The sequence below is a fragment of the Rhodopseudomonas sp. P2A-2r genome, assembly GCF_026015985.1.
Lineage (GTDB): Bacteria > Pseudomonadota > Alphaproteobacteria > Rhizobiales > Xanthobacteraceae > Tardiphaga.
Genome location: NZ_CP110389.1, coordinates 5,677,472 through 5,693,509 on the forward strand (window position 1 = coordinate 5,677,472; position 16,038 = coordinate 5,693,509).

17 protein-coding genes are annotated in these 16,038 nt (G+C 63.5%); 11 read left to right on the top strand and 6 right to left on the bottom strand.

Features of this window, described 5'->3' with window-relative positions:
- Positions 1-60: 60 nt before the first annotated feature.
- Both urtB and urtA read right to left on the bottom strand, forming a co-directional pair.
- A complete protein-coding gene (gene urtB / locus ONR75_RS27430; RefSeq protein ID WP_265080027.1) occupies positions 61-1,677 on the bottom strand; it encodes an urea ABC transporter permease subunit UrtB in 1,617 nt (538 codons plus the stop codon).
- 74 nt (positions 1,678-1,751) lie between these two features.
- Positions 1,752-3,038 (bottom strand): urea ABC transporter substrate-binding protein, encoded by a 1,287-nt coding sequence (urtA, locus tag ONR75_RS27435; protein ID WP_265080028.1) that lies wholly within the window; start codon positions 3,036-3,038, stop codon positions 1,752-1,754.
- Positions 3,039-3,612: 574 nt separating this feature from the next.
- Between urtA and ONR75_RS27440 the strand changes: the two genes are divergently transcribed.
- The 3 genes from ONR75_RS27440 to ONR75_RS27450 all read left to right on the top strand — a co-directional run bounded on the left by ONR75_RS27440 (position 3,613) and on the right by ONR75_RS27450 (position 5,855).
- A complete protein-coding gene (locus ONR75_RS27440) occupies positions 3,613-5,049 on the top strand; it encodes a DEAD/DEAH box helicase (protein ID WP_265080029.1) in 1,437 nt (478 codons plus the stop codon).
- A gap of 25 nt (positions 5,050-5,074) precedes the next feature.
- Positions 5,075-5,356 (top strand): translation initiation factor IF-1, encoded by a 282-nt coding sequence (gene infA, locus ONR75_RS27445; RefSeq protein ID WP_143575210.1) that lies wholly within the window; start codon positions 5,075-5,077, stop codon positions 5,354-5,356.
- Positions 5,357-5,642: 286 nt separating this feature from the next.
- The gene (locus tag ONR75_RS27450; RefSeq protein ID WP_011474122.1) at positions 5,643-5,855 is read left to right on the top strand and encodes a cold-shock protein; all 213 of its coding nucleotides are present in this window, start codon (positions 5,643-5,645) and stop codon (positions 5,853-5,855) included.
- 125 nt (positions 5,856-5,980) lie between these two features.
- On the opposite strand, the gene ONR75_RS27455 is transcribed toward ONR75_RS27450, so the two are convergent.
- From ONR75_RS27455 to ONR75_RS27470, 4 genes are all read right to left on the bottom strand, one after another.
- Positions 5,981-6,544, bottom strand: coding sequence for a TadE/TadG family type IV pilus assembly protein (locus tag ONR75_RS27455; RefSeq protein WP_265080030.1), 564 nt, complete (start codon positions 6,542-6,544; stop codon positions 5,981-5,983).
- Between the two features lie 59 nt (positions 6,545-6,603).
- A complete protein-coding gene (locus ONR75_RS27460; protein WP_265080031.1) occupies positions 6,604-7,146 on the bottom strand; it encodes a TadE/TadG family type IV pilus assembly protein in 543 nt (180 codons plus the stop codon).
- 142 nt (positions 7,147-7,288) lie between these two features.
- The gene (locus ONR75_RS27465; RefSeq protein WP_413776542.1) at positions 7,289-7,786 is read right to left on the bottom strand and encodes a pilus assembly protein N-terminal domain-containing protein; all 498 of its coding nucleotides are present in this window, start codon (positions 7,784-7,786) and stop codon (positions 7,289-7,291) included.
- 203 nt (positions 7,787-7,989) lie between these two features.
- Positions 7,990-8,817, bottom strand: a complete 828-nt coding sequence (locus ONR75_RS27470) for a sterol desaturase family protein (RefSeq protein ID WP_265080032.1) — start codon at positions 8,815-8,817, stop codon at positions 7,990-7,992.
- 276 nt (positions 8,818-9,093) lie between these two features.
- Here ONR75_RS27470 and ONR75_RS27475 point away from each other — a divergent pair, with 276 nt between their 5' ends.
- From ONR75_RS27475 to ONR75_RS27510, 8 genes are all read left to right on the top strand, one after another.
- Positions 9,094-9,258, top strand: a complete 165-nt coding sequence (locus tag ONR75_RS27475) for a Flp family type IVb pilin (protein ID WP_265080033.1) — start codon at positions 9,094-9,096, stop codon at positions 9,256-9,258.
- A 113-nt stretch (positions 9,259-9,371) separates the two neighbouring features.
- Complete coding sequence (locus tag ONR75_RS27480; RefSeq protein WP_265080034.1) at positions 9,372-9,515, top strand: hypothetical protein; 144 nt, start codon at positions 9,372-9,374, stop codon at positions 9,513-9,515.
- Between the two features lie 84 nt (positions 9,516-9,599).
- On the top strand, positions 9,600-10,121 hold the full coding sequence (locus tag ONR75_RS27485) for a prepilin peptidase (RefSeq protein ID WP_265080035.1): 522 nt from the start codon (positions 9,600-9,602) through the stop codon (positions 10,119-10,121).
- 124 nt (positions 10,122-10,245) lie between these two features.
- Positions 10,246-11,040 (top strand): Flp pilus assembly protein CpaB, encoded by a 795-nt coding sequence (gene cpaB / locus ONR75_RS27490; RefSeq protein WP_265080036.1) that lies wholly within the window; start codon positions 10,246-10,248, stop codon positions 11,038-11,040.
- Between the two features lie 56 nt (positions 11,041-11,096).
- Entirely contained in the window at positions 11,097-12,509 is a 1,413-nt protein-coding gene (locus ONR75_RS27495) for a type II and III secretion system protein family protein (protein ID WP_265083820.1), read from the top strand.
- 16 nt (positions 12,510-12,525) lie between these two features.
- Complete coding sequence (locus ONR75_RS27500) at positions 12,526-13,266, top strand: CpaD family pilus assembly protein (RefSeq protein WP_265080037.1); 741 nt, start codon at positions 12,526-12,528, stop codon at positions 13,264-13,266.
- Complete coding sequence (locus ONR75_RS27505; protein WP_265080038.1) at positions 13,263-14,537, top strand: AAA family ATPase; 1,275 nt, start codon at positions 13,263-13,265, stop codon at positions 14,535-14,537. Before ONR75_RS27500 ends, ONR75_RS27505 begins: the two co-directional genes overlap by 4 nt.
- Positions 14,538-14,558: 21 nt before the next feature.
- Positions 14,559-16,037: a CpaF family protein gene (locus tag ONR75_RS27510; protein ID WP_265080039.1), complete on the top strand. Its 1,479-nt coding sequence runs from the start codon at positions 14,559-14,561 to the stop codon at positions 16,035-16,037.
- The last annotated feature ends 1 nt before the right edge of the window (position 16,038 follow it).

A 16,038-nucleotide genomic window follows, 5' to 3' on the forward strand; every position in this document is an offset into this window, starting at 1 on the left:
CCACAAGGGAGAGGGGACATGACGAGCGCAGTTCCTGGCCGAGAAGAATGGAAATCATCATCATGCTTCGATCGCCCTGCCCTTGAGCGCGAACAGGCCGCGCGGGCGTTTCTGGATGAACAGGATGATCAGCACCAGGATCGCGATCTTGCCGAGCACGGCGCCGGCGACCGGCTCGAGGAACTTGTTGGCGATGCCCAGCGTGAAGGCGCCGACCAGCGTGCCCCACAGATTGCCGACGCCGCCGAACACCACGACCATGAAGCTGTCGATGATGTAGCTCTGGCCGAGGTTGGGGCTGACATTGTCGATCTGCGACAGTGCCACGCCGGCGATGCCGGCAATGCCGGAGCCGAGCCCGAAGGTCAGCGCATCGACGCGCGAGGTGGCGATGCCCATGGAGGCCGCCATCCGGCGGTTCTGGGTCACGGCGCGCATCTCGAGGCCAATGCTGGAGTAGCGCAGCATGGCCAGCAGGATCGCGAACACGGCCAGCGTGAAGCACAGGATCCACAGCCGGTTGTAGGTGATGGTGATCTGGCCGAGTTCGAAGGCGCCGGACATCCAGGAGGGATTGCCGACCTCGCGGTTGGTCGGGCCGAACATGGTGCGCACCGCCTGCTGCAGCACCAGCGACAGGCCCCAGGTGGCCAGCAGGGTTTCCAGCGGACGGCCATAGAGGAAGCGGATGATGGTGCGTTCGATGACGACGCCGATCATGCCTGCGATCAGGAAGGCCAGCGGCACCGCCATCAGCAGCGAATAGTCGAACAGAGCGGGATAGGAGGTGCGGATGATCTCCTGCACGCCGAAGGTGACGTAGGCACCGATCATCACCATCTCGCCATGGGCCATGTTGATGACGCCCATGACGCCGAAAGTGATGGCGAGGCCGATGGCGGCCAGCAGCAGCACCGAGCCGAGCGACAGGCCGTACCAGGCATTCTGGGCGATCGACCACAGGGTCTGCCGGCTCTGGATCGCCGTGGTGGCGCTGGCGGCGCTGCGCGCCACGCCGATGGACTGTTCGGCACCGGCAAGGCCGGTCAGCAGCGCCAACGCTTCCTGGTCGCCACGCGCTTTGATCACCGCGATGGATTCGATCTTCTCCGCGTCGGTGGCGTCCTCCTTGAAAAGCAGGATGGCGGCGCGGGCTTCGATGAAGGCCTGCTTCGCCTTCTTGTTGGTTTCCTTTTCCAGGGCCTGGTCGACCACCGGGAGCATCGCGGCGTCGTGGGTCTTGAACACCGACTGCGCGGCTTCGACGCGCTTGTCGGGATCCGGCGACATCAGCGTCAGCCCGCCCAAAGCGGCATCGATGGTGCGGCGCAGGCGGTTGTTGAGGCGTACTGCGGCGGCGCTGTCAGGCACGCTGGCAACCGGGGTGCCGGTGGCCAGTTCGACGCTCTTGCCGTCCGTATCGGTGAGATAGACTTTCTTGCTGTCGGGATCGGCCATCACGCGGCCGTCCTGCAGCGCGCTGATGATGGCGAAGGCCTGCGGATTGCCGGAGCTGGCGATCACGCCGATGGCGTCGTCGGTGTCGGAATAATCGTCATTGGCGAACTTTGCGACAGCATCCTCGAAGGGACCTGCCAGCGCCGGAATGGCGGACGCGGCGATCAGAAAGACGACAAATACGAGCGTGCGAAAACGGTCGAACAAATTGATGAGCACTGGCTGACCCCGGGCGGAAGGAAAGGGAGGGCGACGGCAATGCCGCCCTCCCCAGTTTTGGGAGTCTCAGGAAATCAGGAACCCTGACCGCCGCACTTGTTGGTCTTGGTGTTGTAGTTGCCGCACTTCTTGCCGACCCAGTCGCCGATCAGGTCCTTGGAGCCCTCGAGCTCCTTCGACCAGGCATCGCCGGCCACCAGACCCGGGGTCTTCCAGACCACGTCGAACTGGCCGTTACCCTTGATCTCGCCGATGAACACCGGCTTGGTGATGTGGTGGTTCGGCAGCATCTTCGAGGTGCCGCCGGTCAGGTTCTTGGCTTCGATGCCCGGCAGGGTGTCGATGACCTTGTCGGCTTCGATCGACTTGGCCTTCTCGACCGCCTTCACCCACATATTGAAACCGATCACGGTGGCTTCCATCGGGTCGTTGGTCACGCGCTTCGGGTTCTTGGTGAAGGCCTGCCAAGCCTTGATGAACTTCTCGTTCTCGGGATCCTTGATCGACTGGAAGTAGTTCCAGGCGGCGAGATGGCCGAGCAGCGGCTTGGTATCGATGCCGGCGAGTTCTTCTTCGCCGACCGAGAACGCCACCACCGGGATGTCCTTGGCCTTGATGCCCTGGTTGCCGAGTTCCTTGTAGAACGGCACGTTGGCGTCACCATTGATGGTGGAGACCACCGCGGTCTTCTTGCCGGCCGAGCCGAACTTCTTGATGTCGGCGACGATGGTCTGCCAGTCCGAATGACCGAACGGGGTGTAGTTGATCATGATGTCTTCGGACTTGACGCCCTTCGACTTCAAGTAGGCTTCCAGCACCTTGTTGGTGGTGCGCGGATAGACGTAGTCGGTGCCGGCCAGCACCCAGCGCTTCACCTTTTCGTCCTTCATCAGGTAGTCGACCGCCGGGATCGCCTGCTGGTTCGGGGCGGCGCCGGTGTAGAACACGTTGCGCTCGGACTCTTCGCCCTCGTACTGCACTGGATAGAACAGGATCGAGTTCAGCTCCTTGAACACCGGGAGCACCGACTTGCGGGACACCGAGGTCCAGCAGCCGAACACCACGGCGACCTTGTCCTTGGTGATCAGCTCGCGCGCCTTTTCAGCGAACAGCGGCCAGTTCGAAGCGGGATCGACCACGACGGCTTCCAGCTTCTTGCCGAGCACGCCGCCCTTCTTGTTCTGTTCATCGATCATGAACAGAACGGTGTCCTTGAGCGTGGTCTCGGAGATCGCCATGGTGCCGGAGAGAGAATGCAGGACGCCGACCTTGATGGTGTCGTCCGCGGCATTGGCTGAAGAGAAACTCGCAAGGCCCATCACCAGGCCCGCGGTCGCAGCCACCAGGCCACGGCGGATCATCGGTCTCGCTATCGCGTGAGTCAAATTATTGATCATGTGCGCTCATCTCCCTGACGCAGACGTAAAATAATGCGGAACGGCCCCACGGCCGTCTGCGTTAACGGAATCGCAAGAAGCGTGCCATCAACAAGAATTCGCGCAAAATATTGATATGTAAGATATATTTCCGTTTTTCGGCGATATTCACGAAAGTTGCCGCCTTATTTTTAGGCCACAAAAATGATCACTCACGCAGCAAACAGCACGAAAAACAGGCGCATTGTATTTTTTGTCTAAATTTCATGCAGCGGTTAATTGTCGCGACCCCTGGGCAGAATCAAGACTGCGAAAGCCCGTTGCCTGCGATTCACCTTGAAACCGCCGCCTTCATGTTCCATATGACCACCACGACCTTGAGAATCATCGGGTCATTGCGAGCCGCGTGTTCTGATCCCGTCTTCACATGACGGTTTCTGGCTTGCCCCTTCAGCTAACCAGATCGACGCCCCAGACACGCGGGTGTCTCCAGACACCCTCGCGCGCTCCTGGCTGATATCCGCCGGGCGCCTGCTTTCATTATGGAAAGACACATCTTTTGACCTCCTTTCAGGAATTCGGCCTCGCCGATCCCATTACCCGTGCGCTCAAGGAAGAAAACTACACCACGCCGACCCCGATCCAGGCGCAGACCATCCCCATCGCCATCACCGGCAAGGATGTCATCGGCATCGCCCAGACCGGCACCGGCAAGACCGCGTCCTTCGCGCTGCCCATCCTTCACCGCCTGCTGCTCGATCGCATCAAGGTGCAGCCCAAGCATTGCCGCGTGCTGGTGCTGAGCCCGACCCGCGAACTCTCCGGCCAGATCCTCGAGAGCTTCAACGCCTACGGCCGCCACATGAACCTCACCTCGGCGCTGGCCATCGGCGGCGTGCCGATGGGCCGCCAGGTGCGCTCGCTGATGCAGGGCGTCGACGTCCTCGTCGCCACACCCGGCCGGCTGATCGACCTCGTGCAGAGCAACGGCCTGAAACTCAACCTGGTTGAGTTCCTCGTGCTCGACGAAGCCGACCGCATGCTCGACATGGGCTTCATCAACGACATCCGGAAAATCGTCGCCAAGCTGCCGATCAAGCGCCAGACCCTGTTCTTCTCGGCCACCATGCCGAAGGACATCGCCGAGCTCGCCGAATCGATGCTGAAGGATCCGGCCCGCGTCGCCGTGACCCCGGTGGCGTCCACCGTCGAGCGCATCGCACAGCGCGTGATCCAGGTCGATCACTCCGCCAAGCCGACCATCCTGGCGCAGATCCTGAAGTCGGAGACGGTCAACCGCGCGCTGATCTTCACCCGCACCAAGCACGGCGCCGACAAGGTCGTGAAGGGCCTCGAGCGCGCCGGCATCCGCGCCGACGCGATCCACGGCAACAAGTCGCAGAACCACCGCGAGCGCACGCTGGCGAACTTCCGCAGCGGCGAGATCAAGACCCTCGTGGCCACCGACATCGCCGCCCGTGGCATCGACGTCGACGGAATTACCCACGTGGTGAACTTCGACCTGCCGAACATCCCGGAAACCTACGTCCACCGCATCGGCCGCACCGCGCGCGCCGGCGCCGAGGGCATCGCGATCTCGCTTTGCTCCGGCGAGGAAATGGCGTATCTGCGCGACATCGAAAAGCTGATCCGCATCACCCTGCCGAAGGAAGACCGCCGCACCCCCGGCCGCAACGACGTCGGTCCGCCGCCCTCGCAGGGCCGCGGTGGACGGTCGTCCTCGCAGCAGCCGCGCGGCGGCGACGGCGCGGGCGCCAAGAGTGCACGCAACCGTCGTGGCGCCCCCGGCGGCAACCGCGGCGCAGCGCAACCGAACCGCGAGAATCCACGTCACGAGACCGCACGGCATGAACCGATCTCACGTCCCGCCGCCCAGGCGGCAACTACGACTAAAGAAGGGATGCAGGGCGTCGCTTTCCTGCATCGCGAGAGCCGACCCAACACCACGCCGAACCGCACCCAGCGTCCGCGCTAACACACGATCGATCTGGAGCTAACGAATGGCCAAAGAAGAGCTGATCCAGTTCGAAGGACTGGTGACGGAAATCCTCCCCGATGCGCGCTATCGCGTGCAGCTCGATGCGGGGCATGAAATCGTTGCCTACACCGCCGGCAAGATGAAGAAGAACCGCATCAAGACCCTCGCGGGCGACCGCGTGACCATCGAGATGTCGCCCTACGACCTCGAAAAGGGCCGGTTGATCTTCCGCCACAAGGACGAACGCCCCGGCGGCGGAGCCCCGCGTGGCGCTCCACCGCGCGGCCAGTTCCGTCGGCGCTAACCCGCTTCGCACCGACGCACTGCACAACAACTACACCGCGCATGGCAGCAAATGCCTGCGCGGCAAGGCGTTGGTTTCGATCGGATGTACACAATCAAAAAATCGTGCGCGTCAGGATTGTCTTGACCGCCCGCTTCGCTTAACATGAGCTAATCGATTTTCGGCCGGACGACATTATCTATCCCCCGGTACAGCCGGTCTAGACTGACGACCCTTCCAAAAATTCGATATCACCAGCCCGCATGATCGTGGGCTACTACTATATTCTTGAGAAGGGACTACCCCCGTGAGCATGGGAACTGTGAAGTGGTTTAACGCGACCAAGGGCTTCGGCTTCATTCAGCCGGATGACGGCGGCAACGACGTGTTCGTGCACATCAGCGCCGTCGAGCGTGCCGGCCTTGGCACCCTGCGTGAAGGCCAGAAGATCAGCTACGAAATCGTTGCCGATCGTCGTTCTGGCAAGTCCTCGGCCGACAATCTGCGCGCCGCTGGCTAAACGGAATTCCGCCAGTCGGGATTGCAAGGTTCAGGGCTGCGGAGTTTCAGCGACACCAATACGAAAAGGCCGCGCTTCCAGCGCGGCCTTTTTGCTGCGTCATGGACGGATCGCGCCGGCGCGCCCTACTTCGTGGTGCAGGCAGTGTCGGGGCTGTAGAACACGCAGGTCGACTGCCGCGGCCGCGTATAGGTCTGGTCGGTCAGCGTGACGCCGGCCTTCCCCATCACATAGCCGACCGCCGGCGTGTAGAGATAACTCACCTCGCTGAAGATCAGATACTGGTTGGCGATGATCTTGCCGGCGGAATCCTTGCCGATCAGCGCCGCCGGCACCGGCACGGTGCTGCCGTCCTTGCGCACCGCATCGCCCTTGCTCCACTGCGCGCGCGCCACGCCGGACGTCGGATCGATATAGACCTCGGTGATGGTGGACTTCAGGCCGGTCGCGGAATACGGCGTCAGCATCGCCACCGAGATCGCGCGGAAGTTGCTCATATCGGTATCGTTGACCGAGGTGTAGCGCGACGTCAGATCGGACATCGCTTGCGTCATGATGGAGACCTTGCGATCGGCCGCCACGCCGTTCGAAATCTCGATGGTTCCGAAGAACATCACCAGCATCAGCGGGACGATCAGCGCGAATTCCACGGCGGCGAGCCCGCTTGTGTCGCGGGCAAAGCGCGTCATCGGCGATCCCAAGCGACGCAACGCGAATGACCTTAAGATCCTGATCATGGCGTTCCCCGTCATTGCTGCCGCACCGCGGCCGTCGATGCCAGCAGGCGCTTGTTGTTCGCAGGGTTGCCGTTGAAGATATTGGCGATGTTGTAGCCGAGCTGCGTCACGATCAGCGGCCATTGATAGAAGGCGCGGGCGACGGTCGTCTCGTTGCTGCCCGGCGTCGGCAACTGATAGACGAAGTTCGGGGTATAGACCCCGCCGACGATCGGATCTTTGATGGTGAATGCCGTCCCCGCGGGATAGGACCTGACGTCGATGTCGACGTTCGCGCAGGTCATCAATACGGAAATGCGGTCGCACAGATACTGCTTGTAGTCCGCCTGTGTCTTGACCTGGCTGGTGAGGATCAGGCGCGCCGTGTCCTGGTTGCCGGTCTCCAGCACCTGCCCGGCGAAGAACACCAGCGAGGTCTCGATGATGGCGAAGATCAGCGCGAAGAAAATTGGCGCCACCAGCGCGAACTCGACCGCCGCGGAGCCATGCCTGTTGCGCCGGAAGCGGCGAAGGGATGCTGCGATGGCGGCCGGCGAAACGATAGGCAATAACATCGGTCAAACCCTGGGCGGAGGATAATCTACCGGTCAGGCATAGCCGAAACAGATTGTGGAAGTGTTTCGTACGATCGGAACAGAATGACCCGGCGGATTAACCGCGCATTTACCATGATGCCCGATAGTCGCGCCCGACAGATCAGTTTTCCTTCGCGGCGGCGCCACCTGCCGAGGAGCTGAGTGAGCCAGCCTGCTCCAGGGTGGTCTTGAAATACTCATTGCCGTCACCAAGCGTGACCCGGCGCTCGCAGGCCGGCGCGCAGCTGTAGGATTCACGATTGACGCCACGATAGATGGTGACGACGTTGTCCGACGGACCTGCGACCTGGATGACCCGGTCCATCAGCACTTCGCCGCGGCGGTTCAAGGCGATGAGGTTTGTCGCGCCGTACCCCTTGCCGGTCACGACGACAACGCCGCCCGGTTGCAGCGACACATCGGCGATCATCGGATTGCCGATCACGACGGTGGCGATGAGAGCAGGAAACTTGACCAGCTTGGCTTGGTCGACCTTCACCTCGATGACATCGTCAGCCGTTGCAGCGACGCCTCCGGCGGAGACCAGCATAACTCCGGCCGCAATGGATAGGCCGATAAAAGACGCGCGCAGCTGTGTGCGCAAAAACTGAAACGACATTCTGTACTCCGGGACGATACAAGCCGGCAAAAGCAGATACGCAGCGGTGCCGGCGCCCGACATGGCAAATGTGCCGTTAATTGATGAAGGAACTGCAAACGATCAGCTGACGGGGCGGCTTGCCTGCCTTGCCTGCGAGCCTCTCCCTCCTCGCGAAGCTTCGCTGCGCGCGGGGAGAAGGAAGAAAGAAGGCGGCAGAACAGCTATTGCCGGAACGGATAAGCAAGCTGGCCGACGATTTCCGACGGCAGCGGCTCGCCATCGATGCCGTAGGTCTCCGGCAATTGGTCGGCGGGCATCCGGTAGGTGCCGAACAGGATGTCCCAGATCGGGAAGGTGCCGGCGAAGTTGGTATTGCCGCCCTCCTCCAGCGAGGTGTGGTGCCAGCGGTGGAACACCGGGGTCGCGATCACATATTTGAAGGGCCCGAGGCTCCAGTTGAGATTGGCGTGCACGAAGGCCGAATGGAACGTCGTGAACGGACCGACCCACAGCATGATGTTGGGCGAGATGCCGGCCATCAGCAGGATGACGTCCACCGCCACGGTGCCAAGGAACAGGTTGACCGGGTGAAAGCGCGCCGCCGAGATCCAGTCGATCTCCGTCGAGGAATGATGGATGGCGTGATACTTCCAGAACCCGCCGCCATGATACATGCGGTGAAACCAGTACAGCATGAAATCGGACGCGACGAGAAACAGCAGCGCCTGGACCCACAGCGGCAGCTCCGCCAGCGGACCGTGACCATTGTCGTAAAATGCAATCAATTCGTCGGCGCCGTGAATATTGAACACCGCCGCCGCACCGACCACCAGAAGCCCGATCCGCACCACACGGCAAATGACCGGCACGAAAAACCAGTAGCAGATGTCGGTGACGATCTCGGTTTTGCGCCACCAGGGCTTGCCGGGATTGCAGGCCCAGAAGTGGGTCAGCACCGTAAAGGTCAGCGCCAGCACGATGGTGATCGGCACCACCTTGGCGATGGTCTGGCCGAGCATTTCAATGACTTCGAGGGGCAAGGTGGACATGATCGCCTCATGAGACCGCGGAGACCGAAGACCGCAGAGACCGACAGTTAGCGCAACGTGCTTAAGGAGCGATGAACCAGGCCAGAGACGCCAGGTACGCTGTCCCCTTAAGTGGTCGTTTACCCTGCTCTCGAACACGGAGATGCAGCCATGTTTACGCGATTGAATTAACTGCGCTGCAATTTCCCGACCCTATGGTGACGCCATGGTCACGGTGCTGAGAACGCCGGCGAGACCAACCTGAGTTCGACAGCCACGTGTCACATGGAGTGTATTATGAAGAATCTCGTTGCGCGTTTCGTGAAGGATGAATCCGGCGCCACCGCTATCGAATACGGCCTGATCGCAGCCGGCATTTCGCTGGCGATCATCGCGGTCGTTAACGGCCTCGGCACCAACCTGAACACCAAGTTCGGTTCGATCAACTCCTCGCTCAAGTAAGCGACGGCTGTGTCATCAAAGGCCCCGGTTACCGGGGCCTTTGTTGTTTGCAGGACTGTCCGCAGACGGCGCGCGCAGTCCCGGCAAGGTTCCCTGAGCCAGGTTCCCTGTATATGAGTAAGCCAGCCTCCGACCGCGCCGCAGCGCGCCCTCTGCCCGAACGCGGGCGGGACGACGAATCCATCCGGCTGGTCTGCGGCGGGCTGGCGCTGGCCGTCGTGGTTCTGGCGCTGCGCATCGCCAACGTCTGGCCGTAACGCCGTTTCCCGATTGTTCATCTGTGCCGGCTAGACTCCCGCCGGCCCCCGGGCAGATCGCCTGAAGCACGGGCTGGTGAAGCCATGATCATTGATATTGCGCGCCTGACGTTTTTTCCGGCCCTGATGGCTTTCGCTGCCGCCAGCGACCTCTTCACCATGACGATTTCCAACCGCGTGTCGCTGCTGCTGGTCGCCGGCTTTTTCGCGCTGGCGCTGTTCGGTGGCCTCGGCCTGCAGGATACCCTGTCCCACATCGGCGCCGGACTGACCGTGCTGGTGGTCGCCTTCGGCTGTTTCGCCATGGGCTGGGTCGGGGGCGGCGACGCCAAGGTGGCCGCAGCCGCCGGGCTGTGGTTCGGCTTCGGCCATCTGCTCGACTATCTGGTTTACGCCTCGCTGTTCGGCGGCGCCCTCACCCTGCTCATGCTGCAGTTCCGGGCCTGGCCGCTGCCCTATTCCCTGGGCGGCCAGAGCTGGCTGCTGCGGCTGCATCACAAGGACAGCGGCATTCCCTATGGCATCGCGCTCGCCCTCGGCGCGCTGATGATCTATCCGCAGACCGAGTGGATCAAGGCAATCGACCTGGCGCGCTTCGTCTACTGACGGCGGCAGAAAATACCGCTCGCGCGATTTAGATACGCCTCATTAACCATGCTTTGACGAATAGCTGGTCAACTCCCCATTACAGCGGCGCCCGCGTCGCAGCGTAATGTGGAAAGTGAAGCGTATGAATACCGCACGCATTGTGGTCCTGGCCATTGCCATCGGAGCCGGTGGCGTGGCGCTGTATCTCGCAAGCGGCGTCGACCAGCAGCCGCCGCCGCAGGCCGAACCGGTCGCACAGCTCCAGACCGTCGACGTTCTCGTCGCCAGATCCGATATCGCGCTCGGCCAGTCGCTGAACGCGGCCGACGTGCAATGGCAGAGCTGGCCGGCCTCCGCCGCCAGCGCCAACGTCATTCGCCGCACCGAACGTCCCGACGCCACCACCCAGATCGCCGGCGCGATCGCGCGTTCCCCGTTCATCGCGGGCGAGCCCATCCGCGAGCCCAAGCTGGTCCGCGCCAACGGCTCCGGATTCATGGCGGCGGTGCTGCCCGCCGGAATGCGCGCCGTCTCCACCGAAATCTCACCGGAAACCGGCGCCGGCGGCTTCATCCTGCCGAACGACCGCGTCGACGTGATCCTGTCCAAGCGCGACAAGAATCCCGATCGCGGCAGCAGCGGCGAGGTCGTCAATTCGGAGGTGATCCTCAGCAACGTGCGCGTGCTGGCCATCGACCAGGCTCCCAAGGAAAGAGACGGCCAGAACTCCGTGGTCGGCAAGACCGCGACGCTGGAGCTGAAGCCGGATCAGGCCGAGGTGCTGGCGCGGGCGCGCCAGAGCGGCACCCTGTCGCTGGCGCTGCGCGCGCTGGTCGACGCCAACGTGCCCGAAACTGCAACTGACGATCGCAACGGCAAGAGCGCCAGCGTCAACATCATTCGCTTCGGCGTTTCGACGACGACCACGACCAAGTGACCAAGAGGACGCAGGCGATGAGGCGCATGACAACCCGCGGATCGATCCAGACCTTGATGGTCCGCGCCCTGTCGTTCACGGCTGTGAGCGCGTTCACGCTCAACCCGGTGCTGACGCCGGTGTACGCAGCCGAGCTGCGCGCCGCGGCAGCGCTGTCGGGCGACGGACAGATGGGTGGCCGCTTTCTTGCGCTCGGCGTCGGCAAATCCATCGTCATCGACCTGCCGCGCGACATCAAGGATGTGCTGGTCGCCGACCCCAAGATCGCCAATGCCGTCGTGCGCTCGGCGCAGCGTGCCTACATCATCGGCGCCACCGTCGGACAGACCAATATCGTGTTTTTCGATGCCAGCGGCCAGCAGATGGCAGCCTATGACATCGCCGTCACCCGCGACATCAACGGTGCCCGTGCTGCGCTGAAGCAGGTGCTGCCCAATGCCGATATCCGTATCGAAGGCATCGGCGACGGCATCATGCTGACCGGCACGGTGGCAAGCCCGCAGGAGGCCCAGCAGGCCAGCGATATCGCCGCCCGGCTCGCGGGAGGGGCCGACAAGGTCGTCAACAGCATCACGGTGCGCGGTCGCGATCAGGTTCTGATCAAAGTCACCGTCGCCGAAGTCCAGCGCAACATCGTCAAGCAGATGGGCGTCGACCTGTCGGCGTCGCTGGGCTACGGCACCTCCGTGGTCAAGTTCAACAATACCACGCCGTTCACCGCACTCGGCCGCAACCTGGTCGACGGCAACAGCCTCGCTGCATCGTTCGGCTCGACGCCCTCAGTCACGGCGACGGTGAAGGCGATGGAGAACGCCGGCGTCATGCGCACGCTCGCCGAGCCGAGCCTGACCGCGATCTCCGGCGAAACCGCCAATTTCCTTGCCGGCGGCGAATTCCCGGTACCCGGCGGCAATACCTGCGATCCGACCACGCGCATCTGTACCACCCAGATCACCTTCAAGAAGTTCGGTATCTCGCTCGGCTTCACGCCGGTCGTGCTCAGCGAAGGTCGCATCAGCATGCGCGTCGCCACCGAAGTCTCCGAAGTGACCCAGGAAAATGCCGTGACCATCAGCGGCACGTCGATCCCGGCGATCAAGACCAACCGCGCGGACACCACGCTGGAAATTCCCTCCGGCGGCACCATGGTGATGGCCGGCCTGATCAAGCAGCAGACCAAGCAGAGCATCAGCGGCCTGCCCGGCATGTCGCAACTGCCGGTGCTCGGCGCACTGTTCCGCAGCCGCGACTACGTCAACAACAACACCGAGCTGATGATCATGGTGACGCCCTACGTGGTGCGCGCCGTGGCGCAGAAGGACCTGTCGCGTCCGGATGACGGCTTCGCCGACCCGTCCGATCCGCAGTCCGACCTGCTCGGCAACATCAATCGTATCTACGGCGCCCCGGGCCGCGTCGAAGCCGGAAACAAGAGCTATCGCGGCACCTACGGCTTCATCACGGACTGAGGCGGACGAGGAATTCATGACAACCACCCAGCCATTCCACAGCCCCGGCCGCCGCCTGCGTAGCGTGCTCGCGCTCGTCGGCGTCGCGATCGCTCTCGGCGCCTGCACCCACAAGGCCGAAGACATCACCGCCAGCGTTCCCACCGATTATCGGGCGCGGCATCCGATCGTGCTGCAGGAATCCAACCGCTTCGTCGAGATTTTCGTGGGCTCCGGGCGGGGCGGCCTGACCGCCGTGCAGCGCGCCGAAGTCATGGCCCTCGCCGGGACCTGGACGCAGACCGGCACCGGCGTCATCACCGCCGAAGTCCCGGTCAACGCGCCCAATGCCCGCGCCGCGGCGGACGCATATCGCGAGGTGCAGTCGCTGCTGGCAGCCGGCGGCGTGCCGCCGCGCGGCCTCGTGATGCGCAACTACCGCACCGAAAGCCCGCGCCAGTTCGCCACCATCCGGCTCAACTATCCGCGGATCGTTGCCGAGGCCGGACCTTGCGGCACGTGGCCGGAAGATCTCGGACCGTCGATCAAGAACAAGAGCTATTTCGAGAACAAGCCGTACTACAACCTCGGCTGCTCGCAGCAGCGCAACCTCGCTGCCATGGTCGCCAATCCGGAAGACCTGGTGCAGCCGCGCGCAGAGGCCGGCATCTACACCGGGCGGCGCACCTACGTTCTCGACAAGTATCGTCAGGGCCAGTCCACGGCGACGGCCAATCCCGATGCGGACAAAAACAAGATAAGTAATGTGGGCCAATGATTACCTACTCACGCCAACCGAGCGCAGAAGAACAGAGTGCCGCCCCGGCGCGTCCCGCCGAGGATGAACACATTGCGCCGGCACCCCGGGTGTCGGTGCAGGCGTTCTGCGAGACCGTGGAAACCGCAGCGGCCGTGCAGACCGCCGCAGAGGATCGCCGGCTGGCCAAGGCCCACATCAAGGTGCAGATGGGCGGCATGGCCGCCGCCACCGAAGCCTATCGCGCGGCACCGACGCCGAACGTCATCGTGCTGGAGACCGAACCGCGCACCGACATCCTCGCCGGTCTCGACCAGTTGGCGTCGGTGTGCGACGCTGGCACACGGGTCGTGGTGATCGGCAAGGTCAACGACGTCACGCTGTACCGTGAGCTGGTTCGCCGCGGCGTCAGCGACTATGTCATTGCCCCCGTCGCAACCATCGACGTGGTGCGCTCGATCTGCGGGCTGTTTTCCGCGCCGGAAGCCAAGGCCGTCGGCCGCATCATCGCCGTGGTCGGCGCCAAGGGCGGCGTCGGCGCCTCCACCATCGCCCACAACGTCGCCTGGGCAATCGCCCGCGACCTGGCGCTGGATTCCGTGGTGGCAGACCTCGACCTCGCCTTTGGCACCGCCGGGCTCGACTACAATCAGGATCCGCCGCAGGGCATCGCCGACGCCGTGTTCTCGCCGGACCGCGTCGATACCGCCTTCATCGACCGCCTGTTGTCGAAGTGCACCGACCATCTCAGCCTGCTCGCCGCGCCGGCGACGCTGGAGCGCGTCTACGACTTCGGCGCCGACGCCTTCGACTCGATCTTCGACACCCTGCGCTCGACGATGCCCTGCATCGTCCTCGACGTGCCGCACCAGTGGTCCGGCTGGACCAAGCGGGCGCTGGTCGGCGCCGACGACATTCTGGTCGTCGCCTCGCCCGACCTCGCCAATCTGCGCAACACCAAGAACATGTACGACCTGCTCAAGGCGGCCCGGCCCAACGACCGCGCGCCGCTGTACTGCCTCAACCAGGTCGGCGTGCCGAAGCGGCCGGAAATCAGCGCGAGCGAATTCGCCAAGGCGATCGAGAGCGCGCCGATCGCAGCCATCCCGTTCGATCCGCAGATGTTCGGCTCGGCGGCCAACAACGGCCAGATGATCGCGGAAATCGCCGCCGGTCATCGCACCACCGAGATGTTCCTGCAGATCGCGCAGCGGCTGACCGGCCGGGGCGAAACCAAGAAGCCCAAGGGTTCGTTCCTGTCGCCTTTCCTCGAGAAGTTGCGGTCAAAGTAAGACACCGCCTGGAGCGTCGTCGTGTTCGGTAAGCGTAGCGGCACAGATACAGATCAACGGGCGCTGCAGCCCGCAAGCATCCCGCCGGGAAATTCGCCGGGCGGGATGGCCGTCACGTCACGCGCGCCGGAGGCACCGGCGCAACACGTGTCTTCGCCACCGCTGTCCCCGGCCCGCGCAGCGCCGCCTCCGCCTGCCCTGGATGGCCGTCGCTCCGACACCTACTACCAAGTCAAGGCAACGATCTTCGGCGCGCTGATCGAGGCCATCGATCTGGCCCAGCTCGCCAAGCTCGACGGCGAATCCGCGCGCGAGGAAATCCGCGACATCGTCAACGAGATCATCGCGATCAAGAACATCGTGATGTCGATCGCCGAGCAGGAGGAACTGCTCGACGACATCTGCAACGACGTGCTCGGCTATGGCCCGCTGGAGCCGCTGCTGTCGCGCGACGACATCTCCGACATCATGGTCAACGGCGCGGGCACGGTGTTCATCGAAGTCGCCGGCCGCATCCAGAAGACCGGCATCCGCTTCCGCGACAACCAGCAGCTGCTGAACATCTGCCAGCGCATCGTCAGCCAGGTCGGCCGCCGCGTCGACGAATCCTCGCCGATCTGCGACGCCCGCCTCGCCGACGGCAGCCGCGTCAACGCCATCGTGCCGCCGCTGGCGATCGACGGCCCCGCGCTCACGATTCGAAAGTTCAAGAAGGACAAGCTGACGCTCGACCAGCTGGTCAAGTTCGGCGCGATCTCGCCGGAAGGCGCCACCATCCTCCAGATCATCGGCCGCTGCCGCGCCAACGTGCTGATCTCCGGCGGTACCGGCTCCGGCAAGACCACCCTGCTGAACTGCCTGACGCAATATATCGACGACGACGAGCGTATCATCACCTGCGAGGACGCCGCCGAACTGCAGCTCCAGCAGCCGCATGTGGTGCGCCTGGAAACCCGCCCGCCGAACATCGAAGGCGAAGGCCAGGTCACCATGCGCGAACTGGTGCGCAACTGCCTGCGTATGCGCCCGGAACGCATCATCGTCGGCGAAGTCCGCGGACCCGAAGCCTTCGATCTGCTGCAGGCGATGAACACCGGCCATGACGGCTCGATGGGTACGCTGCACGCCAACAATCCGCGCGAGGCGCTGTCGCGTTGCGAATCCATGATCACCATGGGCGGCTTCTCGCTGCCGTCGCGCACCATCCGCGAGATGATCTGCGCCTCAATCGACGTCGTGGTGCAAGCCGCGCGCCTGCGCGACGGCTCGCGCCGCATCACCCACATCACCGAAGTCATGGGGATGGAAGGCGACACCATCATCACCCAGGACCTGTTCCTCTACGACATGGTCGGCGAGGACGCCAACGGCCACATCATCGGCCGCCACCGCTCCACCGGCATCGGCCGGCCGCGGTTCTGGGATCGGGCACGTTATTACGGCGAGGAAAAGCGATTGGCGGCAGCGCTTGACGCGGCTGAAATCATCGTGGCGAACTGAG

Bases quoted from the DNA above. Each gene is read 5' to 3' on its own strand.
- ONR75_RS27495 (WP_265083820.1), top strand. From the start codon at position 11,097: ATGGTCCGCGCCCTGTCGTTCACGGCTGTGAGCGCGTTCACGCTCAAC.
- urtA (WP_265080028.1), bottom strand. From the start codon at position 3,038: ATGATCCGCCGTGGCCTGGTGGCTGCGACCGCGGGCCTGGTGATGGGC.
- ONR75_RS27480 (WP_265080034.1), top strand. From the start codon at position 9,372: ATGAGTAAGCCAGCCTCCGACCGCGCCGCAGCGCGCCCTCTGCCCGAA.
- ONR75_RS27475 (WP_265080033.1), top strand. From the start codon at position 9,094: ATGAAGAATCTCGTTGCGCGTTTCGTGAAGGATGAATCCGGCGCCACC.
- ONR75_RS27500 (WP_265080037.1), top strand. From the start codon at position 12,526: ATGACAACCACCCAGCCATTCCACAGCCCCGGCCGCCGCCTGCGTAGC.
- infA (WP_143575210.1), top strand. From the start codon at position 5,075: ATGGCCAAAGAAGAGCTGATCCAGTTCGAAGGACTGGTGACGGAAATC.
- ONR75_RS27485 (WP_265080035.1), top strand. From the start codon at position 9,600: ATGATCATTGATATTGCGCGCCTGACGTTTTTTCCGGCCCTGATGGCT.
- ONR75_RS27460 (WP_265080031.1), bottom strand. From the start codon at position 7,146: ATGTTATTGCCTATCGTTTCGCCGGCCGCCATCGCAGCATCCCTTCGC.
- ONR75_RS27470 (WP_265080032.1), bottom strand. From the start codon at position 8,817: ATGTCCACCTTGCCCCTCGAAGTCATTGAAATGCTCGGCCAGACCATC.
- ONR75_RS27455 (WP_265080030.1), bottom strand. From the start codon at position 6,544: ATGACGCGCTTTGCCCGCGACACAAGCGGGCTCGCCGCCGTGGAATTC.
- ONR75_RS27505 (WP_265080038.1), top strand. From the start codon at position 13,263: ATGATTACCTACTCACGCCAACCGAGCGCAGAAGAACAGAGTGCCGCC.
- ONR75_RS27465 (WP_413776542.1), bottom strand. From the start codon at position 7,786: ATGTCGTTTCAGTTTTTGCGCACACAGCTGCGCGCGTCTTTTATCGGC.
- cpaB (WP_265080036.1), top strand. From the start codon at position 10,246: ATGAATACCGCACGCATTGTGGTCCTGGCCATTGCCATCGGAGCCGGT.